This is a genomic window from Aeromonas sp. L_1B5_3 (assembly GCF_963866575.1).
GTDB lineage: Bacteria > Pseudomonadota > Gammaproteobacteria > Enterobacterales > Aeromonadaceae > Aeromonas > Aeromonas jandaei.
The window spans coordinates 50842-74229 of record NZ_CAWMDN010000099.1 but is presented as its reverse complement, the minus strand read 5'-3'; the positions used below and the strand labels follow the sequence as shown (position 1 = coordinate 74229).

Genomic DNA, 23388 nt, shown 5'->3' with positions numbered 1-23388 from the left:
ATTAGCAGCGACCATGCCATTTTTTTACATTTTAAAAATCAATACCTTAGACGTTTTCGCCAGAAACCACACTGCGTAACCATGCAATAAATTGCGCAGACAAACATTTTGACCGGCACAGTTCGCACAGGCAGCCATTTCATCTACCAGATGAGCAATTGATTGCCTAAAACAGAACTACTCACTGCTATCGAGCACATTCTCGACCTGCGCGGCATCAATATTGAGCTTGACCACCCCCTGCTTGAGGGCCCAGGAAATCGCCTGATTTTTGCTGCTTGCCCCCAGCTTCTCCGCAATTCTCTCCAGATGGAAGGTCACGGTTCTGGGTTTGATATCCAGGATCTGGGCAATATCGCTGACCTGTTTGCCCTCTGCAGCCCATTGGCACACCTCCAGTTCGCGAGTAGTCAACATCTCTCGAGGAGGCATGGCTGCAATGCAGACCCTGGCCACGGCTTCAAAGATATGGGTCGCCAGCCAGCTCAGAAACGGAATAGCAGTCAACCATTGATGTTCGGTACGGGGCGTGCAGGTAATCAATGAGAACAGTCCAATATGACCATTTGCACCGTGCCAGGGGATGGTGATGCCATCGCGCAAGCCGGCCTCCTGAGCCAGCAACATCACTTCCAGCCCTGCGCTGTCTTGCAAGTCACAACACTCAGTAATGAGGTTGGCCCAAAGTAACGGTGTACTCTGAGCCATACCTTTTTTGACAACCGGATCAACGGTATAAAGGGCTTGTTCGTTGTAGTACTGAACCCATTCTGCTGGACAACCATTGAAGATCCGCACATCCGGCCGCTGAATGGAGCTGGGCGAGATAAATCCCAAGCGAAAGTAGTCAAATCCCATCAGCTCGCAGAGCTGGCGCAGCAGAGCGAGTATTGTCTGTTCATTGGATGCGTCATTGAACCGGGTGATCAGCTCAAGTGCGTTGGTAGTCTCGAAAGTGTGGGGGGATGTAGAAGTCAAAAGCGCATGTTCCCCGTTGCCAAAATGTTCTAGATGTTATTAAGCATGGAACAAATAGCACAATATCTTGTTTACGCAAAGAAAATGCTGCTTTCATAGCCTCAATGACGGGTTAGCATCACAATATCTGGATGCCTCATAAAAAACCCCCGCCTGTCAGGGCGGGGATTCGGAGTGGACTCAAGTCCGGGTTCACTGCGTGTGTTGTCGTTTTTAGAATACGTACTTGACTCGGGCGCTGAGGTTACGGCCCGGCTCGGTCATCAGGCTGTTATCAGAACCCGCATCACGGCCGGCGATGCGCTCGTAACGGGTGTACTCCTTGTCAAACAGGTTGAAGAGACCGACGTTGAGCTGCAGATCCTGCATCGGGTTGAACTGGGCGTACATGTCCACCACGCCCCAACCGGCCGCCTTCGCATACTCGTTGCCTTTGGCATCCTTGCGCACCTTGTCCATGTCATCGGCAAAGCGCAGCGCCGTATTGAAGTTCCACTTCTCCTGCTCCAGACGCACGCCGACCGAACCGTTGAGCGGGCTCAGGCTGTTGATGTAGTTGCCATCGCCATCCTTGCCGTCGATGTAGGCGAGGTTGCCCCAGACGTTGACCAGATCCGTCAGCCAGTAATCCGCTTTCGCTTCAACCCCCTTGGTGGTCGCCTTGCTCAGGTTTTGGTACTGGTAGACGGCGGTGCGCCCCTCTTTGCCCACTTCCACCATCTCGATGAAATCATCGAACTTGTTGTAGAAGCTGGCCACCTCGTAGCTGAAGCCATTGTGGCTGCCACGCACACCGAGATCGATCCCGTCGCTGCTCTCCGGGTTGAGGTTCGGGTTCGGCTCGATGCGATAGCCGTATGCCTGATGGTTCAGGGTGGAGAAGGCGCTGTCATACATGGGGGCCTTGAAGCCGTGGCTGTACTGGGCAAACAGGTTGGCCGCCTCGTGCGCCTTGAACACCAGACCCAGCTTGGGCGAGATTTCCCCTTCGGAGAACTTGTGCAACTGATCCCCGGTGTAGGCGGGATCATTGTCCGGGGTCATCCGGTAATAGTCGTAGCGGGCGCCCGGCGTCAGCACCCAGCGCTCGCCAAACTTCATCTCGTCGAAGGCCCACAGGGCGCCACGCTCGCTGGTGGTGGCCGGGAAGCTCAGCTCGTTGTAGCCGACAAAATCATTCGGTTTGGTCGGCCCCTTGTAGCGGGAGCGTTCGTTGTCGGTGTGCTCATACTCGGCCCCCCAGGCCAGACGATGGTTGGCCACCGCCTTGTGGAACTGCAGCTGGGCGCCGAGGTTCTTCTGATCGAACACGTTGTGATCGAGAGAGTTCTTGAACACATAGGGGTTGCGCGGGTTAACCGGATATTTGGATGAGGCGTACTGATCCAGCGTCTGCTTGGTCCGTCCAAAGTAGACCTTGGTATCCATCCGGTCGGCCCAATTCTGATTCAGCGCGATGCCGTGATCCAGCACCAGCGACAGGTTGTCGGTCTGCTTGTCGGTGATGGGCTGCTCGAACACGCGGGCAGTGCCGGTACCGACCTTGTTGAGCTTGACCGCGTCAGGCTCCTCGCCATCGGTCAGATAATCGACGGTCAGCTTGAGGAACTGCTCATCAGAGAGATTCCACTTGCTCTTGAGCAGCAGGGCGTGAGTGCCGATATCGAAATCAGTCTTGGTTGAATCGTAGTTCTGGGTGACACCACCATCGCGCCAGGTGTAACGCAGCAGGTTCTCCACTTCACCGGTACGCAGGGCGCCGGTAAAACCAGCCATCTTCTGGTGACTGCTGGAGGCGTAACCGCTGGTCACATCCAGATAGCTATCCTTGCCCTTGAGGAAATCGCTGGCATCCTTGGTGGTGATGGCAATAACGCCACCCAATGCATCGGAGCCATAAGCCGCAGATGCAGGCCCCTTGGCCACTTCCACCTGCTTGATCATGTCGGTATCGAAGTAGCTCTGACCCACTCCGCCCTTGCTGTAGGCATCGTTCTGGCGCACCCCGTCACGCACCACCTTGACCCGATTCTCCCCCATGCCGCGGATGATGAAGGTCTGGGCATCTCCCTGCCCGCCCAGCACGGCGACACCGGGTTCATAGCGGAACAGGTCAGCGGCATCAGTCACCACCTGCTCTTCGATCTGTTTGGCGGTAATCACCGAAATGGGGCCGGAGACATCTTCCAGCTTCTGCTCCATCCGTGAGCCGCTGACGACCACGACTTCATCCGCCTTTTGAGTGGCAGCAAAGACCTGGGAGGAGAGACCGGCCGCTACGGCGAGCGCGACCAGAGAGAGTGCGTTTTGATGGGTCACAGCAAATCCTTATTGAGAACTATTATCAAACAGGCCGCATCTTACCCACCCCGACTCAAAGATCAATAAAAAAGAATCATTATCATTTAAAAAGAGAATTGTTAGTTTTACACTGCCAGCCATTTCCTGTTTTATGCCTGTAACACAACCCCTGTTCGGGCCTCTCTATGCCGCGAGATTGCTGATGAAACGACTCCCACTGCTTGCTCTGCCCCTGCTGCTGGCTGCCTGCGCCACCAGCCACCCACCAGTATCCCCCCCACTGGCGACCCTCTATGACTATCAGTTGGGTAATTCGCAGCAGGAAGCCCTGACTCTTGATCAGGCCACTGCCCGTCTCACGGAGGCCGACATCATTCTGGTGGGCGAACTGCACACCCACCCAGCCATTCACCTGTTGCAGTCACGACTGCTGAGCGCCCTGTATCAGCAAGCAGAGCAACACGGACGGGGGCTGACCCTCTCCATGGAGCAGTTCAGCCGGGCCGATCAAGCAACCCTTGATGCCTATCTGGCAGGCAAGATTGGTGAAGCTGCGCTGATCCGCGAAGGGCATGCCTGGCCCAACTACCCGAGCGACTATCGCCCGCTGGTGGAGTTCGCCAAGGCGCACCGCATGCCGGTGATCGCCGCCAACGCCCCCAAGCCGCTGGTGAGCTGTGTCGGTCAGGAAGGAGTCGCCTGGTTAGACAAGTTGCCCACCTCACGTCGCAGCCAGCTGGCCCGCCAACTGACACTGGGTGATGACCCCTATCGCCAGAAGTTCATGGCCTCCATGCACCACGGCGATGCCGACAGCAACGCCCGCCGTTTCGCCGCCCAGACCAGCTGGGACGACACCATGGCCGAGAGCATGGTGGATTATCTCGCCAAGCACCCGGGCCAGCAGATCATGCATATCGCCGGCAATTTCCATGTAGAGGGGGGGCTCGGGATTGCCAGTCGCATCGCCAGCCGCAACCCGGCGCTCAAGGTGGCACTGGTAGTCCCGCAAACCGGGGAAGAGACAGCCCCGGGGCGAGCCGCCGATGTAACCGTAAAAATGATGCCGCTCCCCGAACGCTGGCAAAACAGTGCCGAGATGAAGCAAGATATGGGCGCGCTGCATCAATCCCGCAGCCGTGACTGCAGCCAGTGGCTGCAACCCTAATCATCAAGGAAACGGCGGGTACAATATGGATGTGTTACTGATCATCGATGTGCAGCAAGGGGTCATGAAAGAGACCCACCATCAGCAACAGCAAGTGCTGGCCAATATCAATCGGGCTGCGGCCCATGTCAGGCAACAACAGGGGCGAGTCATCTATATCCAGCATGATGATCTGCCGAGTGGCGAACTGGAACCCGGCACCCCGGGCTGGCAACTGCACAGTGCGCTGCAGCCAGCCAAGAGCGATAGCCGGGTACGCAAGAGCGCATGTGACAGCTTCCTCGACACCGAGCTCGCGTTTCTGCTGGCAGAACAGCCGGTCGACAGGCTTATCCTCTGCGGCAGCAACACCGATTTCTGCGTCGATACCACGGTGCGCAGCGCAGCCTCTCATGGCTTCGAGGTGTTCGTATTGAGCGATGCTCACTCCACCGCCAATCGCCCTCACCTTGGCGCCCCCCAGATCATCGAGCATCACAACTGGATATGGCGCAATCTCGACCTGCCGAATGGGCGCAGTGTGACCCTGCTCACCACCGACGAGCTGCTGGCAGTAACACCCGTTGGGCAGCCATGTTAATCTGGCGCCCTCGCTTTGTTTCTCACCGGAGTCTTGCCGTGCGCCTGTTGCCCGCCACCCTGTTGCTGCTCTTTCCCCTGCTGTCGGCCTGCTCCAACTTGCCTGGCCAGAAGTATGACGGGCCCGAGCCCCTCTTCCTGACCCACATCAACGAGGAGGGGAGCAAGCGCTTCACCTTTGAAGCCGCGCCCAACGATACCCTGCCGCGCGGCCTCTCTGCCGCCCAGAGCCAGCGCCTGCTGGAGCAGCGGGAAGCATTGCAGGAAAACCTGCTGACCCAGACCCTCGCCAGCAAAAAGTACTGCCGGGAAGGGTACATAGTGCTGAGCCAGACCTCCTGGAAGGTGCGGGGTGAGTGCAACGAGACGGCAACCGCTGCCGATCGCAACGCCTTCCCCAACAAGGCCTCCTGGCAGGATTAAGCAATCCGGACGAGATAGCGCAATAAAAAACGGGCAGCCAATTGGCTGCCCGTTTTGTTGTAACTGATGTCGTGTCGTCAGACCGGCGCATCGGCCGGGCTAGTGAGCTCGGCACCGTTGTCGATGCGCTTGTGCCCTTCCACCAGATGGACGAAGTCCACCAACTCGTCACCGGAGACCGCAAACGCCTGACCGAAGCCCTTGACGAACAGCCCCTGCTCCGGCTTGAGGCGGAACAGTTTGAAGTCCTTGAGGTTGGAGAGACCCTTGATGATCTCGCCAAAACGGCCTTCCAGCGCCGCCACGGCCTTGCTCCAGCGAGCGTCGTCACGGGCAACCACTTCGGCCACCGCATCAAAGGTCAGACGCTTGCGGGCAAACAGCTCGCGGGCACCACTCTCATCCTCGATCAGCATCAGGGATACCCGGGGCACCTGTTGCAGATTACGGGCGTGGCGGGCGATCTCGGAGATCAGCACATAGTAGCCATCTTCCTGCAGCACGAACGGCGCATAGCTGGCGTTGGGATTGCCTTCGCTGTCGACGGTGGCGAGCTGCAGGGTACGGCAGCTGTCGCGAAACTCGCGGATCTCCGGTTGCAGACGGTTCTGCAGACGCTCCTGACGTTCACTCATGCTTTTACTTCCTCTTGAGACGGGTGGCGCAGGGCCATAAAACGGGTGACCTGATCGACAAGCAGTTGACGCTTCTCGTCGCGGCCGAGATAAACCTTGAAGATGCAGCGACCGGAGTGGCCGAAGAACTGGAAGGAGTGTCCCTCCTTGCCCATGAACAACTTGCTGACCAGCGCAATCCCCGCCACGTTGTCGAGCTTGAGGTGGCCGTGCAGCTCACCATCGCGCCCCATCAGGTTGTAGTAGCCACGCGCATCTTTACCCTTCGGGAACGGCGCCTTCACTTCAAAGATGGAACCTTCAGACTCGACGATGGTGGTTACCGGGCCCCAGTCGGCCAGATCGTCCAGCAGAGCTTGTGCGCGATCGGCGGGCAACAGGGTCACCAGCTCCGCGGGCAGCTGGCGAACCACCTCCCACTCACTGACGGCCAGCTGGGTCGCAATGGTTGAAGGGTGAGCGCTGGGATCCTGCTCCAGCATCTCCTGAATGCGTTGTGCAATGCTCATCGTTTCTCCCTCGGCGAGGCACCCGCCTCGCTGTTTATCATGGCGGCTACTCTAATAAAGCACCAGAATCAATGCAATTGATAATTGCTATCATTCTCAGTGCATTTTATTCAAACCCTTGATATTCTCGGCGGCACATCCGTTTCACCCTATTGTCGGAGGTTAGCATGGGCCGTCCTCTTGCCCTCGCACTCACCCTGCTGAGCAGCTCTTTGCTCCCCCTGTTCACCCATGCTGCCGAAGCGCCCAATACCCGCATCGTCAGTATTGGCCCGGCCACCACTGAACTTATTCTGGCGCTCGGTGGCGACGATCGACTCGTCGCGACCGATGTCAGCAGTCCCTTGCCAAAAGGGTTGCCCAAGGTGGGCTATCAGCGCGCACTGGCTGCCGAAGGGATCCTCAGTCTGGCACCGACTCTGGTGGTCGGCAGCGACGAGATGGGGCCAGCGCCAACCCTCGATCAGCTGCGCCGTGCCGGGGTCAAGGTAGAAGTGCTGGAAACAGCACCGACTCTGGCCAACCTCAATAAGCGTATCGATACCCTGGCCAGCCTGCTGGATGACCAGGCCGCGGGCGAGCAGCTCAAACAGCAGATCCAGAGCCAAACTGAGCTGCTGGCGGCACAAGCCAAACAGAACAAACCGCTCAAGGTTGCCTTTTTGCTGTTGCACAAGGGGCAACCGGTGAGCATTGCCGGGGGCGACACCACCGCCGGCGCCCTGCTTACGCTGGCTGGCGGCGCCAATACCGCAGCCACGCTGCGCAACTACAAACCCGTCTCCGCAGAATCCCTTATCGAGATGCAGCCCGATCTGGTGCTGGTCAGCGGCCGCGACTGGCAGCGCTACGCCGACCCGGCCAAGGTACTGGCCGAAGTACCCGCACTGGCCGCCACTCCGGCCGGCAAGCGCAACGCCATTCACGCCATCGACGGTCACGCCCTGCAAGGGGGCCTGAGCCTCAACTCCCTGCAGCAGGCGAACCAGATCGCCCAGTGGCTCAAACAGGGGTCATGATGCGCTTGCCCCTCCCCTGGCTGTTGGCCCTCACCACGGCAGCGCTCGCCCTGCTGCTGCTCGGTTCACTGGCAACCGGGCCGATGGCACTCACCCTGAGCGAGAGCCTGCGCGCGCTCTATGCCGGACAGGGGAGCGGAATTGCGGCTCACAAGCTTTTGATCGTGCAGGAGATTAGACTCCCTCGCACCCTGCTATGCATCGCGGTCGGCGGGATCCTCGGGCTCTGTGGCGCCGTGATGCAGGGGCTGTTTCGCAACCCCCTTGCTGACCCTGGCATCATAGGGGTCTCCGGCGGCGCGGCGCTCGGAGCGGCCTTGGCCATCGTGCTGCTGGCTCCCCTCGGTCAATCACTGCAACAGCAGCTCGGCGTCGGGCTATTGCCGCTGCTCGCCTTTCTCGGCGGTGCGCTGACCACCACTCTGGTCTATCTGCTCGGCACCCGGGAGGGCGGCACCTCGGTGACCGTCATGCTGCTGGCCGGGGTCGCCATCACGGCGCTCTCGGGCGCGGTGATCGGCCTGCTCAGCTATCTCGCCGACGATCAGATGCTGCGAGATCTCAGCCTCTGGCAGATGGGTACCCTGGCCGCCGGCAAACCTGCCGACATGGTACTGGCGCTGTTTACGCTGGCGGCCCTGCTGTGGCTCTTTATGCGCGATGCCAATCCCCTCAACGCCCTGCTGCTCGGCGAAGGGGAAGCCCGCCATCTGGGGATCGATGTGCAGGCGCTCAAGCGCCGCCTGATTCTGCTCACCGCCGCCGGTGTCGGCGTGGCGGTGGCCGTCGCCGGCATGATTGGGTTTGTCGGGCTGGTAGTGCCCCATCTGGTACGACTGCTGGCCGGCCCCAACCATGTCAGACTGCTTCCCCTCTCCGCCCTGATGGGAGCAGCCCTGCTGCTGGGGGCCGACATGCTGGCGCGCACCCTGCTGGCCCCGGCCGAACTGCCGGTCGGCATCATTACTGCCCTGCTCGGTGCCCCCTTTTTCATCTGGCTGCTAATCAAGAGCCGCCGCGCGCTCTAACACGGATTGCTATGGAACGATTTGCCTCCCCCCTGCTGACCTGCTCCCGGCTGAGCCTGCGCCGTGGCCAGCGCCAGATCCTGGATGGGCTCGATCTCGCTCTGCACAGCGGCACCCTGACCGCCCTGCTCGGCCCCAACGGGGCGGGCAAGAGCACCCTGCTCAAATGCCTGACCGGTGAGCTGCCCCATGAAGGCACCATCACCCTGTTTGGCCGGGAACGTCAGCTGTGGGATAGCAGCCAGCTGGCCCACCGGCTCGGGGTGCTGCCACAGAGCTCGTCGCTCAACTTCCCCTTTCTCTGTGAAGAGGTGGTGGCCATGGGACGCCTGCCCCACAGCGAACCCGCTCGCCGCAAGGAGGAGATAGTGGCGGCCGCCATGGCCCATGCGGGGGTCGAACATCTGGCCAAACGGCTCTATCCCGGGCTCTCCGGCGGCGAGCGGCAGCGGGTGCAGTTTGCCCGAGTACTGGCCCAGATCTGGCAAGCCCCTGATTCACCCGAGCAATCGGAACAACCACGGCTGCTGCTGCTCGACGAGCCTACCTCGGCCCTCGATCTGAAATATCAGCACCAGCTGCTGGCTATGGCCCGGGCGCTGGCCAGTCGCAACACCGCCGTACTGGTGGTGCTGCACGATCTCAATCTGGCGGCGCGCTATGCCGACCGGCTGGTGATGCTGGAGCGGGGTAAACTGATGGCCGATGGTACGCCGGGCGAAGTGCTCACCCCCGAGCTTATCTCCCGCCTCTACGGCTATCCGGCTCAGGTGCTCCACCATCCAGAAAGCGGCCTGCCGATGGTGGTGTAGGGGATTGGAAAACTGTCTCGTCTTCCCGCAAAACGGCTCGGGCAACCCGGTTTCGCCCGTGCCATGCCCACCAGCTAAAATTCATCATCGACCCAAACGGGCTGTGAATAGCCTCACACTTTGACCAGACAAACATCCCGTAGCTTTGAGCGATCTCTATAATGGCGCAGCCTCACAGAAGGCATAACTCATTGATGCTACGGAATAATTACAATGAAAAATATCAACAAGACCCTACTGGCCGCCGCCATTTCCCTCGGGATGCTGGCAGGCTGCAACAGCGATACCGACAACAACGAAGCAAAGGCTCCCAACTCCATGGTCCGTTTTGCCACCTTCAACCTCTCCTTTGACCGCACTGCCGCCGGCATGCTCTCTGGTGAGCTGGCACTGACTCGCTCCGCGCAGGATGAGTTGCTGGCCCGCCTCGCAGGCGGCAATCTTAGCGGAGCAGAGAAGACCAAGGCCCTGAACGTGCAGCAGATCCGCAACGTGGCGGAGATCATCCAGCGCACCCGCCCGGATGTGTTCCTGCTCAACGAGTTCGACAACGATGGCAAAGGCGAGAACACCGCCGACCTGAAAGCCTTCAACAACAACTATCTGGCCCACGCCCAGCACAGCGAAGTGACGGCCATCAGCTATCCGGTTCTGCAAAACTTCGCCACCAATACCGGTCTGATGAGTGGCTACGACCTCAACCTGGACGGCAAGGTCAACAACGGCCCCGATGATGCCTGGGGCTTTGGCAACTACCACGGCCAGTACGCCTTTGCGGTGATGTCCAAATATCCCATCGACACCAAGCAGATCCGCACCTTCCAGAACTTCAAGTGGAAGGATATGCCGGGCGAGAAGAACCCCGTCATCGATGACTGCAACAACCCCAATGCCAAGATCCCGGCCAGCCGCCAGTGCGGCGATGCCTGGTATGCCAATGAGGTGTGGCAGAAGTACCCGCTCTCTTCCAAGAACCACGCTGACGTGCCGGTGCGGATCAAGACCGACAAGGGAGAAGAGGTCATTCACTTCCTGATCTCCCACCCGACCCCGCCCATCTTTGCCAATGCGGCGCGTCACACCGTCAAGCACAACCGCGCCGAGATCGCCTTCTGGAACGACTACGTCAAGGGGCTCAACTACATGGCCGATGACAAGGGCACCAAGGGTGGGCTGGCCAAAAATGCCAAGTTCGTCATCGCCGGCGATCTCAACGCCGATCCGCAAACCGGTGACGGTGACCTGAGCGCCATTCAGGATCTGCTGAACAATCCGCTGATGAATCAGGCCATCACCAATGGCACCCTGATCCCGGTCAGCGAAGGGGGCCCGGAGTGTGTCAGCAAGGGGACCGACTGCAAACGCAACCTCAATCGCCCCAACCCGGAGCGGATCACCAACACCAGCGTGCTGCAGCTGGATCACGTCATCCCCTCAGCGAATCTCAACGCGGTGAAGAGTGGTGTCTACTGGCCGGCCAGCTTCGAGGCGGGTTACCACCTGGTCTATGATGCGAAACTCGGCATTGCCAAGGGAGTCAGTTCGGATCACCGTATGGTCTGGGTCGATCTGAAACTCGATTGAGCTACCCACTGACCGTCAATTCGGGGGCCTTCTGGCCCCCTTTTTGTGCCCGCCATATCACCTCGTCTGCCGCCAGCTCAGACTCCATGCTGAGTAACCTGACAGTTACCGCCCGCCACTACGACAGACGATTCGGCAAATCGTGCGCTACGCCACCATTCCGATACCCCTGCCTTGCAAGGGGGTATGGGGTTTGCTAATACTCCGCGTCCATTAAATGACCAACCATTACCGGGGCAATGAGCCGTGGCGTTTGAACAATTCACTCTGGTGATCTCGCTGTTCCAGCAGCTCTGCGTCTATCTGGTGATCGCCTGGCTGCTCTCCAAGACGCCGCTGTTCATGCCGCTCACTCAGGTGACCCTGAGCTGGCCCCACAAGATCCTCTGCTACCTCATCTTCTCCGGCTTCTGCGTCATGGGTACCTACTTTGGCCTCAGGGTCGAGGACTCCATCGCCAATACCCGCGCCATCGGCGCCGTGCTGGGGGGCATAGTCGGCGGCCCGGTGGTGGGGCTGCTGGTAGGGCTCACCGGCGGCATTCATCGCTACTCGCTGGGGGGCTTCACCGCGCTGGCCTGCACCTTCTCCACCATCGCCGAGGGGCTGCTCGGCGGGCTGGTGCATCGCCACTTCGTCGCCCGCCACCGGCTCGACCTGCTGTTCAGCCCCTGGGTAGTGGGATCTGTGGCCCTCGTCGCCGAGCTGATGCAGATGGGGATCATTCTGTTGGTGGCCCGCCCTCTCGATGATGCCATCCACCTTATCGAGAACATCATCGCCCCCATGCTGGTGGCCAATACCCTGGGGGCCGCCATGTTCATGCGGATGATCCTCGATCACCGCGCCATGCTGGAGAAGTACTCGGTTGCCTTCTCTGCCCGCGCCCTCAAGATCGCCGAGCGGGCGATGCGGGTGCTGGACAAGGGGTTTACCCAAGAGGCGTGTCAGCAGATGGCGCGCATCCTCTACGAGGAGACCGGAGTGGGCGCCGTAGCCATCACCGATCGGGAGAAGCTGCTCGCCTTTATCGGCATCGGCGAGGATCACCATCTGCCGGGCACCGCCATCAACTCAGCCCACACCTTCAAGGCGATCCAGCACAACGAGGTGGTCTATGCCGACGGCAACCTCATCCCCTACAGCTGCAACCTACATCCCCAGTGCCGGCTCGGCTCCTCACTGGTCATTCCGCTGCGGGGGGAAGAGGGCTCGGTGGTGGGCACCATCAAGCTCTACGAGCCCAAACGCAAGTTCTTCTCCTCCATCAACCGCACCCTAGGGGAAGGGATCGCCCGGTTGCTCTCCGGCCAGATCCTGGCCGGCAAATACAACGAGCAGAAGCGGCTGCTGGCCCAGTCGGAGATCAAGCTGTTGCAGGCGCAGATCAATCCGCACTTTCTGTTCAACGCCCTCAACACCCTGTCGGCGGTGATCCGGCGCGATCCCGAAAGCGCCCGCACCCTGGTGCACAACCTCTCCACCTTCTTTCGCAAGAACCTCAAACGCCAAGGGGACGAGGTGACCCTGGCCGACGAGCTGGAGCATGTGAACGCCTATCTGCACATCGAGCAGGCCCGCTTCGCCGAGCATCTGAGCGTGCAGATCCATATTCCCGAGCAGCTGCTGGAGTACCGGCTGCCCACCTTTTCCCTGCAACCCATCGTCGAGAACGCGGTCAAGCACGGCATCTCCCAGATGTTCGAACCCGGCCTGCTGACCCTGACCGCCCGGATTGAGGCGCAACGGGTGGTGCTGGAGGTGTGCGACAACGCCGGGCTCTACCAGACGAAACAGGAGGGGAGCGGCCTTGGCATGAACATAGTGGATCGGCGCATCAAGGCCCGTTACGGCGCCGAGTACGGGGTCGCCATCGACTGCGTCCCCCATCAATCAACCCGGGTGAGGATCACCCTTCCCCTGCAGGAGAGCCCATGCTGACCGCCCTGATCGTTGACGATGAACCCCTCGCCCGCGAGGAGCTGCGCCTGCTGCTGGAGCAGGCGGGCAACATCCGCCTGCTGGGAGAGTGCGCCCACGCCATGGAGGCGCTGCCCGCCATCCATCGCCTCAAACCCGACCTGCTGTTTCTCGACATCCAGATGCCGCGCATCAACGGGCTGGAGCTGGTGAGCATGCTGGACCCGGACTTGCGCCCCCACATCGTCTTCATCACCGCCTACGACGAGTTTGCCCTGCGCGCGTTTGAGGAGAACGCCCTCGACTACCTGCTCAAACCGGTCACGGCAGAGCGGATGAACAAGGCGCTGGAGCGCATCCAGCGGTTGCTTTCGCCCAAAGGTGAATTAGCTGGCCAACCGCTGCCGGATCCGACCCGCATCGCCCAGCCCCTGCGCAGCATCCCCTGTAGCGGCCACAACCGGATTCTGCTGCTGCCTCTTGGCGAGGTGGAGTTCATCCACAGCGATCTCACCGGCAACCGGGTGATCAGCGGCCAGCAGCAGGGCACCACCGAGCTGACCCTGCGCACCCTGGAGGAGAAGACCGGCTTCGTGCGCTGTCACCGCCAGTACCTGCTCAACCCGGGCCAGATCCGTGAAATCCTGCTGCTCGACGGCGGGCTGGCGGAGGTAGTGACTCAGGGTGGCCACAAGGTGCCGGTGAGCCGCCGCTACCTCAAGCCCCTCAAGGAGCTGTTGGAGATCCCCTGAGGGGGCGGGCCACTCACCCCGCCCCCCTGCCCGTTACCACTCACCCGCTTGCCACGCCCGCCGGTTCATCCCTCAAACCGCTCGGGGCCGCTTTTCTGCCACTCGCAGGCGGCCCTCTGCCACTGACCTTTTCTGCGCTCCCCTTTCCCTGTCGCCTGAGTAAAGTGCAGCCTGAGCCCGGCCAGATTGGCCACAGGAAAAGGAAACTCCCCCATGCAACACGCAATCACTTTTGTCATTGCGGCCCTCTGCATCCTCGCCATTGCATATCGCCTCTACGGCGTGTTCTTTGTGCGCAAGGTGCTGCAGGCTGACGACAAGCTAGTCACCCCCTCCCACCAGCTGGAAGATGGCAAGAACTATGTGCCGACCAACAAGTGGGTCAACTTCGGTCAGCACTTCGCGGCCATCGCCGCCGCCGGCCCGTTGGTCGGCCCGGTACTGGCCGCCCAGTACGGCTACCTGCCGAGCTTTCTCTGGCTGCTGATCGGCTGCGTCATCGGCGGCGCGGTGCATGACACAGTCGTGCTGTTCGCCTCCATGAAGCATCAGGGCAAGTCTCTCTCCGAGGTGGCCAAGGCCGAACTTGGCCCCATCGCCGGCTGGTGTACCGGCCTTGCGATGCTCTTCATCATCACCATCACCATGGCGGGTCTCTCCATGGTGGTAGTGCACGCGCTGGAGCGTAACGCCTGGGGCGTGTTCGCGGTGTTCATGACCATCCCCATCTCCATGGTGGTGGGGATCTGGCACAAGCTGACCGGCAACCTGCAAGCCGCCTCCTGGGTGGGCTTCATTGCCGTGCTGGCCTGTGTCTTCTTCGGCCCCTACGTGCAGGAGAGCGCCTTCGGTGCCTGGCTGACTCTGCGTGCCGAGACCATCAGTCTGGCGCTGCCCATCTACGCCTTCTTCGCCACCGCGTTGCCGGTCTGGCTGCTGCTCACCCCGCGCGGCTACATCTCCAGCTTTATGAAGATCGGCGTGTTCGGCGCGCTGGTGATCGGCGTTATCTGCATCAACCCGGAGATCCAGTTCCCCGCCATGACCCAGTTTGTCCACGGCGGTGGCCCGGTACTGGGCGGCCCGGTCTGGCCCTTTATCTCCATCACCATCGCCTGTGGCGCCATCTCCGGCTTCCACGCCTTCATCGGCTCCGGCACCACCCCGAAACTGGTGGACAAGTGGAACGACATCCTGCCGGTCGCCTTTGGTGCCATGCTGGCCGAGTGCGTGGTGGGCGTGATGGCGCTGATCGCCGCCACTGCCCTGCATCCAGCTGACTACTTCGCCATCAACGCCACCCCGGAAGCCTTCGCCAAACTGGGGATGCAGGTGGTGGATCTGCCGTTCCTCTCCCAGGAGATCGGCATGGATCTGAACGGTCGCACCGGCGGCGCCGTCACCCTGGCGGTAGGCATGTCCTACATCTTCACCAAAGTTCCCTGGTTCAGTAACCTCGCATCCTACTTCTTCCAGTTCGTGGTGATGTTCGAAGCGGTGTTCATCCTGACTGCCGTTGACTCCGGCACCCGGGTCTCTCGCTACCTCATTCAGGACTTCTTCGGCGAGTTCTACCCACCCCTCAAGCGCATCGACTGGATGCCGGGTGCCATCGGCGCCAGCGTGCTCGCCTGTGTGATGTGGGGGTATCTGCTGATGTCCGGCGATATCGGATCTGTGTGGGCGCTGTTCGGGGTATCGAACCAGCTGATGGCCTCGGTGGGCCTCATCATCGGTGCCACCATCATCTTGCGACTGGCCAGCAAGCGCCGCTACATGCTGACCTGCCTCATTCCGCTGGCCTACCTGTTCGTCACCGTCAACTACGCCGCCTACTGGATGATGAGCAACGTCTACTTCAACTCGGCCGCCAAGGGCTACAACCCGATGAACGGCATCATCTCCCTCATCATGCTGGTGCTGGGGATGCTGATCCTGCTCTCTGCTCTGCGCAAGTGGAGCGAGTTGTGGAAGCTGCGCCAGCAGCCCTCCTACAAGGTGGTCGAGGCAACCGCCTCCTGATCATCCCGACCATGACCAAGGCCCCGCACAAGCGGGGCCTCTCTTTATGTGGTGATTTTCATGCGGACTCATTGAGGGACAACTCATTAATGAGCCCCTCGATCACAGAACCATCTATCCGAAAGTGGTAGTATGCCTGCTCCTGTCACCCTGCTGTCCGACGGCAAACCGGGGTGGCCTCTCCTCCGCTTTCACTTTTTGAGGAACGATTTGATGGAACTGCTTCTGCTTAGCAACGGTAAAGCCAACGAATTTCCGGGTCTGCTCGGCTGGGCCCGGGATCGGGTTCAAAGCCTGCTCGCGCGCAAACAGGTCAAGCGCATCCTGCTCATCCCCTACGCGGTGATCCGCAGCGACTGGGATGCCCGCGCCAACGAGCTGCAGGAGAGTCTGGGAGTCGATGCCATCAGCATCCACCACTTCGATGACCCAGTTGATGCCATCAATCAGGCGGACGCCATCTTTATCAGCGGCGGCAATACCTGGCGCCTCAACCAGATGCTGCATGAAAACGGCCTGATCGTGCCGATCCAGCGTGCCGTGCGCGAGCGGGGCGTCCCCTATGTGGGCTGGAGCGCCGGTTGCAACGTGGCGACCCCGAGCATCCGTACCACCAACGACATGCCGGTTTGCAGCGCCGCCGTACTGCCGGCACTGGGCCTGTTCCCGCTGCAGATCAACCCGCACTATCTGGACGCCAGCATCAGCGGCCACATGGGCGAGACCCGCGACGAGCGTCTGGCCGAGTTCTGCGCCATCAACCCGAGCGAGCACGTGGTGGCCCTGCGCGAAGCGAGTCTGCTGCAAATCACCGGAGAAAACGGCAGCGAGCGTCTGGAGTACTGGAGCGCCCGCGAGCAGGACTTCAAGATCTTCAAACACGGTCAGGAGCCGCAAGCCTTTATGGACGCCGCCCCGCTGGCCGAGCTGACCCCCTTCAAGGTCTGCTGAGCCACGAAGATCGCTTCACCACTGGCAGGCGGATAGCTCGCGAAACAGTAAAACAAAAGAGGGATGGCTCAATGCCATCCCTCTTTTTTATCGTCATCTTTCAGCTGGTTGCAGCCTGATTACTCACCCTGCAGGGTCACCAGCACCTTGCGGGCACCGCCATCGACGCGATGTTCGCCAAGCCAGATCCCCTGCCAGGTGCCGAGCGCCAGCTGACCATCGCGAACTGGCAGTTGCAGGCTCACCCCGAGCAGGGAGGATTTGATGTGGGCGGGCATGTCATCCGCCCCCTCACAGGTGTGACGATAGTAGGGGGCATCTTCCGGCGCCAACCGGTGCAGATGGGCCTCCATATCGCGGCGCACGCTGGGGTCGCAATTCTCGTTGAGGGTGAGCGAGGCGGAGGTGTGTTGCAGCAGCAGGTGCGCCATGCCGACCCGGTAATCCGCCAGCATCGGCAGCTTGGCCACCAGCTCGTCGGTCACCAGATGAAAGCCCCGCGAACGGGGCTTCAACGTCAGCAGGCACTGCTGCCACATCAGACGTACTCCATAAAGACGCGGGAGGTGAGCTTGGTGATGAGCTCGTAGGGAATGGTGCCAATCTCGTCGGCCACCCGCTCCACCGGTAGCCCCTCGCCCCACAGTACCGCCTCGTCGCCGGGTTTGTCGGTCGCACCCGGGCCCAGATCGACGGTGCTCATATCCATGGAGACACGCCCCACCAGCGGCACGATGCGGCCGTTGACCAGCACGGATGTGCCGTTGGGCGCCATGCGCGGATAGCCGTCACCATAGCCGATGGCGATCACGCCGAGGCGAGTATCGCGATCCGCCACCCAGTTGGCGCCGTAGCCCACCGGCTCGCCCGCCTTGTGATCCCGCACCGCAATCAGCTGGGTCTTCAAGGTCATCACCGGTTGCAAATCGTAATCGGCCGCCACCGTGTTGGGGAACGGCGACACGCCATAGAGGATGACACCGGGGCGCACCCAGTCGCAGTGGGAGTCCGGCCAGGCCAGAATGCCCGCCGAGTTGGCCATGGCCCGCTCGCCCAGGAGCGGCGCGGTCAACTTGCTGAACAAGTCGATCTGCTCGCGGGTGGTGGGCTGCTCCAGCTCATCGGAGCGGCTGAAGTGGGTCATGATGTTGAACGGCTGCACCACGTTCTTGCACTTAGCAAGGCGCTCGATAAAGGCGGGCATCTCGTCGGCCCGTACCCCGAGCCGATGCATACCGGTGTCGAGCTTGAGCCAGGCCACCACGGGGGCTGGCAGCTCGGCCTGCTCCAGCGCTTCGAGCTGCTCCCAGGTGTGAACCGCCGTCTGCAGATTGTTGGCCGCCAGCACCGGCAGATCGTCGGCGGAGAAGAAGCCCTCCAGCAGCACAATGGGTTTGACCACGGCGCAGGAGCGCAGCATCAGCGCCTCTTCGATACGGGCCACCGCATAGGCATCCGCATCCACCAGGGTGCGGGCGACCGGCAGCAGTCCGTGGCCATAGGCGTTGGCCTTGACCACAGCGATGATCTTGCAAGCGGGAGCGTGGCGCTTGACCACGGCGAGGTTGTGGCGCAAGGCCGCAGTGTTGATTTGGGCAGTAGCCGCTTTCATGGTTTTCCCTTACGAGGGCACAAATGGTCTCCCCCTCATCGGGCAGAAGACCGCCACTCACTTATCGTCGTCGAAGGCCGGACCGGCATAATTGTCGAACCGGGAAAACATGCTCTGACGGGCTGCCTCTCAATAAATGGCAAACGGGTCAGAGCGGTAGTGGCAATCCTGACCACAGGATTGCCCTGATTGTTACTTATCAATAATCGTCATCAAACGCAGGGCCGGCATAGTTGTCGAACCGGGAGAACTGACCCTGGAAAGTGAGACGCACCCGGCCGATGGGGCCGTTACGCTGCTTGCCGATAATGATCTCGGCAATCCCCTTGTCAGGGCTGTCATCGTGATAAACCTCATCACGATAGATAAACATGATCAAGTCCGCATCCTGCTCGATAGAGCCCGATTCACGAAGATCCGAGTTGACCGGACGCTTGTCGGCCCGCTGTTCCAGACTTCGGTTGAGCTGGGAGAGCGCCACCACCGGGCACTGCAGCTCTTTGGCCAGCGCCTTGAGGGAGCGGGAGATTTCACCGATCTCCAGAGTCCGGTTGTCGGAGAGGCTGGGAACCCGCATCAGCTGCAGGTAGTCCACCATGATCATGCTGATGCCGCCGTTGTCCCGCGCCACCCGCCGAGCGCGGGAGCGCACTTCGGTCGGGGTCAGGCCGGAGGAGTCATCGATATACATCTTGCCCTTCTCGAGCAGCAATCCCATGGTGGAGGAGAGACGGGCCCAATCCTCGTCGTCGAGCTGACCGGTACGCACCTTGGTCTGGTCGATACGCCCCACCGAGGCGAGCATACGCATGATGATCTGCTCGGATGGCATCTCCAGCGAGAAGATAAGCACCGGCTTGTCGGCGGTGAGGGCCGCATGCTCGCACAGGTTCATGGCAAAGGTGGTCTTGCCCATGGAGGGACGGGCGGCGACGATGACCAGATCCGAGCGCTGCAGGCCGGCGGTCATCTTGTCGAGATCGTTGTAGCCCGAGGATACACCAGTCACCCCGTTGTGCGGGGTCTTGAACAGCTCTTCAATCTTGTCGACGGTCTGCTCGAGGATCAGCTTGAGAGGCTGGGGGCCTTCGTTGGCGCTGGTGCGCTGCTCGGCGATCTGGAATACCTTGCTCTCGGCCAGATCGAGCAGATCGTTGGAGGTACGGCCCTGCGGCTCGTAGCCCGCTTCGACGATCTCGTTGGCGACCGAGATCATCTCCCGCACTACCGCCCGCTCGCGCACGATTTCGGCGTAGGCGTTGATGTTGGCGGCACTCGGGGTGTTCTTGGCGATCTCCACCAGATAGGCGAAGCCACCTGCCTCCTCCAGCTGTTCGGAGCGCTCCAGCTCCTCCTGCAAGGTGATGAGGTCGATGGGGTTGCCCGCGTTGGAGAGGCGGGTCATGGCCTGGAAGATCAACCGGTGCGGACGGCTGTAGAAATCCTTGTCGATCACCCGCTCGGCGACCCGATCCCAGGCGTCGTTATCCAGCATCAGGCCGCCCAGTACGGACTGTTCGGCCTCAAAAGAGTGGGGGGGAACTTTCAGCTGTTGTGTCTTGGCGTCTTTTTTCGCCGTCACTTGCTCTGCCATACACATAAAAACCGCAGCGGGAAGGGGACGGGAATTTTACAAAAGAAAGCCAACTACGGCGAGCCCTATCTGGCGGCTCATACCATCATAAAGGGCCAGACCAGGGTCTGTTCGCTCTTGCTGCTTCTGGTTTTGCTGCGCATTTTGCGCTCTTTGCGGCTCAATCGTCTGCTTTTCATGCTGCACACTCCTGACATCGAGACCCACCCGAGGTGGTAATTCGTTCATGAATAATTCATGCCTGTCATGGTACTTATCGGCACAAGCTGCGACACATTTAGGGACAGGCAGCCTGCCATGCGCCTTGCTGAGCTTGCCTAAGCAGAGCATGCCCCAACTACAGACGAGAGTGAAAGAGTCAAAATGAAAAAGATGCTGACCCTGTTTGCCATGATCCTGGCCATCGGCCTGGGGGCACCGCACGCCGAGGCCAAGAAGTTTGGTGGCGGCAAATCCTTTGGCAAAAGTTACAAGACAGCGCCGGCACAGCCTGCGGCCAAACCGGTCGACAACAAGAACCCGACCCTGGGTGCCCAGACCCCGCCGAAAAAGAGCGGCATGATGGGTGGTCTGCTGGGCGGTCTGCTGGCCGGTGGCCTGTTTGCCTACCTGCTGGGCAGCGGCGCCTTTGAAGGTCTGCAAGGGATGGACTTCCTGCTGATCGCCCTGCTGGCACTGGGTGCCGTGTTCCTGTTCCGCGCCATGCGCCGGGGCAAGATGGGAGCGCCACAACCGCAACAGACGGCCTATGCCGGCTATCAGCCGCCCCAGAGCGCAGCCCCGCAGCAGTTCGAGCAGAGCCACAGCGCCCCGCAAGCGACCGGCTTTGCCGACAGCGATGTGCCGTTCCGCCTGCCGCCGGGCTTTGACATGAACGGCTTCCTGGCCGGTGCCCGCGACCACTACCGCACCCTGCAAGAGGCGTGGAACAAGAACGATCTGGAAAAAGTGCGCGAGTACGTCAGCCCCGAGCTTTTCGAGCAGCTCAAAGCCGAGCGCGCCGAACTGACTGGCGACCAGCATACCGAAGTGATGTATGTCGACACCCAGCTGGTGCGCGCCGACTACGGCAGCGACTGGGCCCAGGTGAGCGTGCGCTTCAGCGGCCGCTACATGGACCGTCAGGAGCAGGTCGAGGAAGAGATCAAAGAGGTGTGGCACCTCGAACGCGATCTGGCCAAGAACAATGCCCCCTGGCATATCGTTGGTATCGAGCAGCTGTAAAGCGACGCTCATCCGGGACAAAAGAGGCAGCCATCCAGCTGCCTCTTTTTTTGCCTCACGGTCTGGCCCCACAAATCGGCGGAGGGTTTGTCAGGGCCAATAAACGGATCTGGCAGAGCCTCTCTTCTGCCACCGGTTTGGTATAAGTCAAAACGATGCCATTTCAGGAAAATCTATAAATTAAATTTATAGTGGCAGGATGCGCATCTCCTTGTGCCTTTAGCGCTGCCAGTGCGCCATCAAAGGGATATGGCCGATCCAGCCAAGAGGTCGCAGAGCGGTAAACGTCGAGTATGGACGGCAGAACGGCTTGTAGCAGGGAGGTAAAGAGCCAAGCAGCAACAGCACAAGCGGATCAGGTCATCGCCACAAGATAAAAAAATCCCCGGGCAAGGCACGGGGATCTGTTTGAATGGAGCCGCCAAGTACGGCTCCTGTGATGGCTATGCAAGGTTGCTTAGTTGCACCCTTCCGCAGAAGTAGAGTTCAGATAGCTCACCTCGTTGGCCGGCTGATAGTCGGCAACGTTGATGGTCTTCTTGACCTCGATGTACTCCTTCAGCACGGCTGCATCGACCAGGCCGGCGTTGATGGTATCGATCTTCGGATAACCATCGCCACCGGAGGCACTGAAGCTCGGGATAGCGAAGCTGTAAGTGGCTGCCGGGTCAAACGCCTTGCCACCGATGCTGGTGATATTCACGCTCTTGGCCTGGCAATCCACCGCCATATTGATGCCGCCAAACTGGGCGTAACCACCGGTGTTGCGGGTTTTGGTGGCAACCTGACCCAGATAGGTCGCCAGCTCGCTTCCCTTCATCACCGCCTTGTTGACCGTGTTGCCAAAGGGGTGTACCAGCAGCACGCTGCGATAGGTAATGTCGCCAGCCGGGATGCTGTCACGCACACCGCCCGAGTTGACGATACCGAAGTCAACGCCCAGCTTGCCGGTGGTGGCCGTCGTGATCAGGCGACCAAGGTTGGTCTGCTTTTTGCGCACCGAGTTGCGATCGCCGACCAGCAGCCCATCGGTGGAACCGATCACCACGCTGAGCTCCTGCTGACCCTTCTCCTGATAGGCGAGCAGAGTACTGTAGAGCTCGGGATCCTTAACGATCTCGTCCTGCACGAACTGCATCTTGCTGGTGTCTTTGGTCACAGCACCGTTGGCATCGATCGCCTCGCCCTTGGCATTGCGCTTGATGAGGTTGACCGGGATCAGCTCATAGCTGGTCAGGGTCAGCTTGCCATTCTGGTAGTCAAACTGGGCACGACCCACATATTTGCCCCACTCATGAGCCTGCATGATCCAGGTGCCATTCTGCTGATCCGGCAGGCAGGTATCACCCGGCTTGAAGTTAGCGTACTTGTTGGCGGTACCCGGTTCCATACAGACCGGATTCTGGGAGTGGCCGCCAATAATGGCATCCAGGGTGCCAACCGGCAGCTTGCGAGCCATCTCCACATCGCCCGGCGCGTTGCTGCCGTGCTGGCCATCGGCATAGTGGCCCATGTGGGTGATGGCGAAGACCAGATTGGCCTCCTTCTTGTCACGGATCTGCTTACCCAGTGCGGCAGCTTCCGTGGTCGGATCGCGAAACTCCAGGGTTTTCACGTTGTTGGGGTCCACCAGCTGGGCGGTATCCTCGGTGGTCAGGCCCAGTACGGCAACCTTGAGACCGCTCTCCAACTTGAACACCTTGTAGGGGTCGAAGTAGTGCTTGCCGCTCGCCTTGTCATAGATGTTGGCAGAGAGCATGGGGAACTTGGCCCACTGACGCTGCTTCTCGATCACGCTGAGGGGGTTGTCGAATTCGTGGTTGCCCACCGCCATGGCGTCGTAACGGATGCTGTTCATCGCCATGAAATCGGGTTCGGCATCCTGCAGATCCGACTCGGGCACCCCGGTATTCACGTCACCGCCGGAGAGCACCAGCACATCGCTGCCAGCCGCCTTGGCCTCGCTACGCAGCCGCTCGACCAGCGTCTTCTGGGCCGCCATGCCATATTCGTTTTCCGCGTTGTTCCAGAAACGGCCGTGGGTATCGTTGGTGTGCAGAATGGTCAGTTTGCAGACATTTTCGGTGCAGGGTGCCACGCTGTCGTTTTTTGAGGTATTACAGCCAGTCAGTGCAGCAAACACGGCCAGGGCCACGCCGCCTTTGATAAAGTTATTATTCATTTCCATATCACCTTGATTGTTTTGTTATTTAGCGACCCTATCCAGCAGGTCGGGCGCAAATATAACAAACAACCAGTGGCCATTTTTCATCGATG

21 protein-coding genes are annotated in these 23388 nt (G+C 60.4%); 12 read left to right on the top strand and 9 right to left on the bottom strand.

Features of this window, described 5'->3' with window-relative positions:
- Positions 1-177: 177 nt before the first annotated feature.
- On the bottom strand, positions 178-978 hold the full coding sequence (locus AACR93_RS07555; protein WP_043850348.1) for a LuxR family transcriptional regulator: 801 nt from the start codon (positions 976-978) through the stop codon (positions 178-180).
- Between the two features lie 213 nt (positions 979-1191).
- A complete protein-coding gene (locus AACR93_RS07550; RefSeq protein ID WP_043850347.1) occupies positions 1192-3297 on the bottom strand; it encodes a TonB-dependent hemoglobin/transferrin/lactoferrin family receptor in 2106 nt (701 codons plus the stop codon).
- Between the two features lie 181 nt (positions 3298-3478).
- Here AACR93_RS07550 and AACR93_RS07545 point away from each other — a divergent pair, with 181 nt between their 5' ends.
- Genes AACR93_RS07545 through AACR93_RS07535 form a run of 3 tightly spaced genes read left to right on the top strand, consistent with a single transcriptional unit; the run spans position 3479 to position 5449 of the window.
- Positions 3479-4447 (top strand): ChaN family lipoprotein, encoded by a 969-nt coding sequence (locus AACR93_RS07545; RefSeq protein ID WP_043850354.1) that lies wholly within the window; start codon positions 3479-3481, stop codon positions 4445-4447.
- 25 nt (positions 4448-4472) lie between these two features.
- Positions 4473-5027 (top strand): cysteine hydrolase family protein, encoded by a 555-nt coding sequence (locus tag AACR93_RS07540; RefSeq protein WP_043850346.1) that lies wholly within the window; start codon positions 4473-4475, stop codon positions 5025-5027.
- A 38-nt stretch (positions 5028-5065) separates the two neighbouring features.
- Positions 5066-5449, top strand: coding sequence for a hypothetical protein (locus AACR93_RS07535; protein WP_043850345.1), 384 nt, complete (start codon positions 5066-5068; stop codon positions 5447-5449).
- Positions 5450-5526: 77 nt separating this feature from the next.
- Here AACR93_RS07535 and hutZ read toward each other — a convergent pair whose 3' ends face one another.
- The gene (gene hutZ, locus AACR93_RS07530) at positions 5527-6084 is read right to left on the bottom strand and encodes a heme utilization protein HutZ (protein ID WP_033114634.1); all 558 of its coding nucleotides are present in this window, start codon (positions 6082-6084) and stop codon (positions 5527-5529) included.
- On the bottom strand, positions 6081-6593 hold the full coding sequence (gene hutX, locus AACR93_RS07525) for a heme utilization cystosolic carrier protein HutX (RefSeq protein ID WP_041210554.1): 513 nt from the start codon (positions 6591-6593) through the stop codon (positions 6081-6083). Before hutX ends, hutZ begins: the two co-directional genes overlap by 4 nt.
- Before the next feature lie 167 nt (positions 6594-6760).
- On the opposite strand from hutX, the gene AACR93_RS07520 reads away from it, so the two are divergent.
- From AACR93_RS07520 to pepE, 8 genes are all read left to right on the top strand, one after another.
- Complete coding sequence (locus AACR93_RS07520) at positions 6761-7612, top strand: heme/hemin ABC transporter substrate-binding protein (protein WP_043850344.1); 852 nt, start codon at positions 6761-6763, stop codon at positions 7610-7612.
- On the top strand, positions 7609-8640 hold the full coding sequence (locus AACR93_RS07515; RefSeq protein ID WP_041210552.1) for a FecCD family ABC transporter permease: 1032 nt from the start codon (positions 7609-7611) through the stop codon (positions 8638-8640). Before AACR93_RS07520 ends, AACR93_RS07515 begins: the two co-directional genes overlap by 4 nt.
- An 11-nt stretch (positions 8641-8651) precedes the next feature.
- Positions 8652-9452 carry a heme ABC transporter ATP-binding protein gene (locus AACR93_RS07510; RefSeq protein WP_043850343.1) on the top strand — a complete coding sequence of 267 codons (801 nt, stop codon included), beginning with the start codon at positions 8652-8654 and terminating at the stop codon, positions 9450-9452.
- 213 nt (positions 9453-9665) lie between these two features.
- Entirely contained in the window at positions 9666-11036 is a 1371-nt protein-coding gene (locus AACR93_RS07505) for an endonuclease/exonuclease/phosphatase family protein (protein WP_043850342.1), read from the top strand.
- A gap of 246 nt (positions 11037-11282) precedes the next feature.
- On the top strand, positions 11283-12977 hold the full coding sequence (locus AACR93_RS07500) for a sensor histidine kinase (RefSeq protein WP_043850341.1): 1695 nt from the start codon (positions 11283-11285) through the stop codon (positions 12975-12977).
- Positions 12971-13708 carry a two-component system response regulator BtsR gene (gene btsR / locus AACR93_RS07495; protein ID WP_043850340.1) on the top strand — a complete coding sequence of 246 codons (738 nt, stop codon included), beginning with the start codon at positions 12971-12973 and terminating at the stop codon, positions 13706-13708. Before AACR93_RS07500 ends, btsR begins: the two co-directional genes overlap by 7 nt.
- A 213-nt stretch (positions 13709-13921) precedes the next feature.
- Entirely contained in the window at positions 13922-15730 is a 1809-nt protein-coding gene (locus tag AACR93_RS07490) for a carbon starvation CstA family protein (RefSeq protein ID WP_042030809.1), read from the top strand.
- 213 nt (positions 15731-15943) lie between these two features.
- Positions 15944-16681, top strand: coding sequence for a dipeptidase PepE (gene pepE, locus AACR93_RS07485; RefSeq protein ID WP_043850339.1), 738 nt, complete (start codon positions 15944-15946; stop codon positions 16679-16681).
- 119 nt (positions 16682-16800) lie between these two features.
- Here the strand turns inward: pepE and AACR93_RS07480 are convergent, their stop codons facing one another.
- From AACR93_RS07480 to AACR93_RS07465, 4 genes are all read right to left on the bottom strand, one after another.
- Positions 16801-17220 carry a secondary thiamine-phosphate synthase enzyme YjbQ gene (locus AACR93_RS07480; RefSeq protein ID WP_043850338.1) on the bottom strand — a complete coding sequence of 140 codons (420 nt, stop codon included), beginning with the start codon at positions 17218-17220 and terminating at the stop codon, positions 16801-16803.
- Entirely contained in the window at positions 17220-18293 is a 1074-nt protein-coding gene (gene alr / locus AACR93_RS07475) for an alanine racemase (protein ID WP_043850337.1), read from the bottom strand. The genes AACR93_RS07480 and alr overlap by 1 nt, the downstream gene beginning before the upstream one ends.
- Before the next feature lie 199 nt (positions 18294-18492).
- On the bottom strand, positions 18493-19887 hold the full coding sequence (dnaB, locus tag AACR93_RS07470) for a replicative DNA helicase (protein WP_041210543.1): 1395 nt from the start codon (positions 19885-19887) through the stop codon (positions 18493-18495).
- Between the two features lie 36 nt (positions 19888-19923).
- A complete protein-coding gene (locus tag AACR93_RS07465) occupies positions 19924-20115 on the bottom strand; it encodes a hypothetical protein (protein ID WP_043850336.1) in 192 nt (63 codons plus the stop codon).
- Positions 20116-20250: 135 nt separating this feature from the next.
- Here AACR93_RS07465 and AACR93_RS07460 point away from each other — a divergent pair, with 135 nt between their 5' ends.
- On the top strand, positions 20251-21111 hold the full coding sequence (locus AACR93_RS07460; RefSeq protein WP_043850335.1) for a Tim44 domain-containing protein: 861 nt from the start codon (positions 20251-20253) through the stop codon (positions 21109-21111).
- A gap of 457 nt (positions 21112-21568) precedes the next feature.
- On the opposite strand, the gene ushA is transcribed toward AACR93_RS07460, so the two are convergent.
- A complete protein-coding gene (gene ushA / locus AACR93_RS07455) occupies positions 21569-23293 on the bottom strand; it encodes a bifunctional UDP-sugar hydrolase/5'-nucleotidase UshA (protein ID WP_043850334.1) in 1725 nt (574 codons plus the stop codon).
- Positions 23294-23388 lie beyond the last annotated feature (95 nt).

Coding starts and splice junctions, on each gene's coding strand:
- AACR93_RS07540 (WP_043850346.1), top strand. CDS start 4,473: ATGGATGTGTTACTGATCATCGATGTGCAGCAAGGGGTCATGAAAGAG.
- hutZ (WP_033114634.1), bottom strand. CDS start 6,084: ATGAGTGAACGTCAGGAGCGTCTGCAGAACCGTCTGCAACCGGAGATC.
- hutX (WP_041210554.1), bottom strand. CDS start 6,593: ATGAGCATTGCACAACGCATTCAGGAGATGCTGGAGCAGGATCCCAGC.
- AACR93_RS07520 (WP_043850344.1), top strand. CDS start 6,761: ATGGGCCGTCCTCTTGCCCTCGCACTCACCCTGCTGAGCAGCTCTTTG.
- AACR93_RS07515 (WP_041210552.1), top strand. CDS start 7,609: ATGATGCGCTTGCCCCTCCCCTGGCTGTTGGCCCTCACCACGGCAGCG.
- AACR93_RS07510 (WP_043850343.1), top strand. CDS start 8,652: ATGGAACGATTTGCCTCCCCCCTGCTGACCTGCTCCCGGCTGAGCCTG.
- AACR93_RS07505 (WP_043850342.1), top strand. CDS start 9,666: ATGAAAAATATCAACAAGACCCTACTGGCCGCCGCCATTTCCCTCGGG.
- btsR (WP_043850340.1), top strand. CDS start 12,971: ATGCTGACCGCCCTGATCGTTGACGATGAACCCCTCGCCCGCGAGGAG.
- AACR93_RS07490 (WP_042030809.1), top strand. CDS start 13,922: ATGCAACACGCAATCACTTTTGTCATTGCGGCCCTCTGCATCCTCGCC.
- pepE (WP_043850339.1), top strand. CDS start 15,944: ATGGAACTGCTTCTGCTTAGCAACGGTAAAGCCAACGAATTTCCGGGT.
- AACR93_RS07480 (WP_043850338.1), bottom strand. CDS start 17,220: ATGTGGCAGCAGTGCCTGCTGACGTTGAAGCCCCGTTCGCGGGGCTTT.
- alr (WP_043850337.1), bottom strand. CDS start 18,293: ATGAAAGCGGCTACTGCCCAAATCAACACTGCGGCCTTGCGCCACAAC.
- dnaB (WP_041210543.1), bottom strand. CDS start 19,887: ATGGCAGAGCAAGTGACGGCGAAAAAAGACGCCAAGACACAACAGCTG.
- AACR93_RS07465 (WP_043850336.1), bottom strand. CDS start 20,115: ATGAACGAATTACCACCTCGGGTGGGTCTCGATGTCAGGAGTGTGCAG.
- AACR93_RS07460 (WP_043850335.1), top strand. CDS start 20,251: ATGAAAAAGATGCTGACCCTGTTTGCCATGATCCTGGCCATCGGCCTG.
- ushA (WP_043850334.1), bottom strand. CDS start 23,293: ATGAATAATAACTTTATCAAAGGCGGCGTGGCCCTGGCCGTGTTTGCT.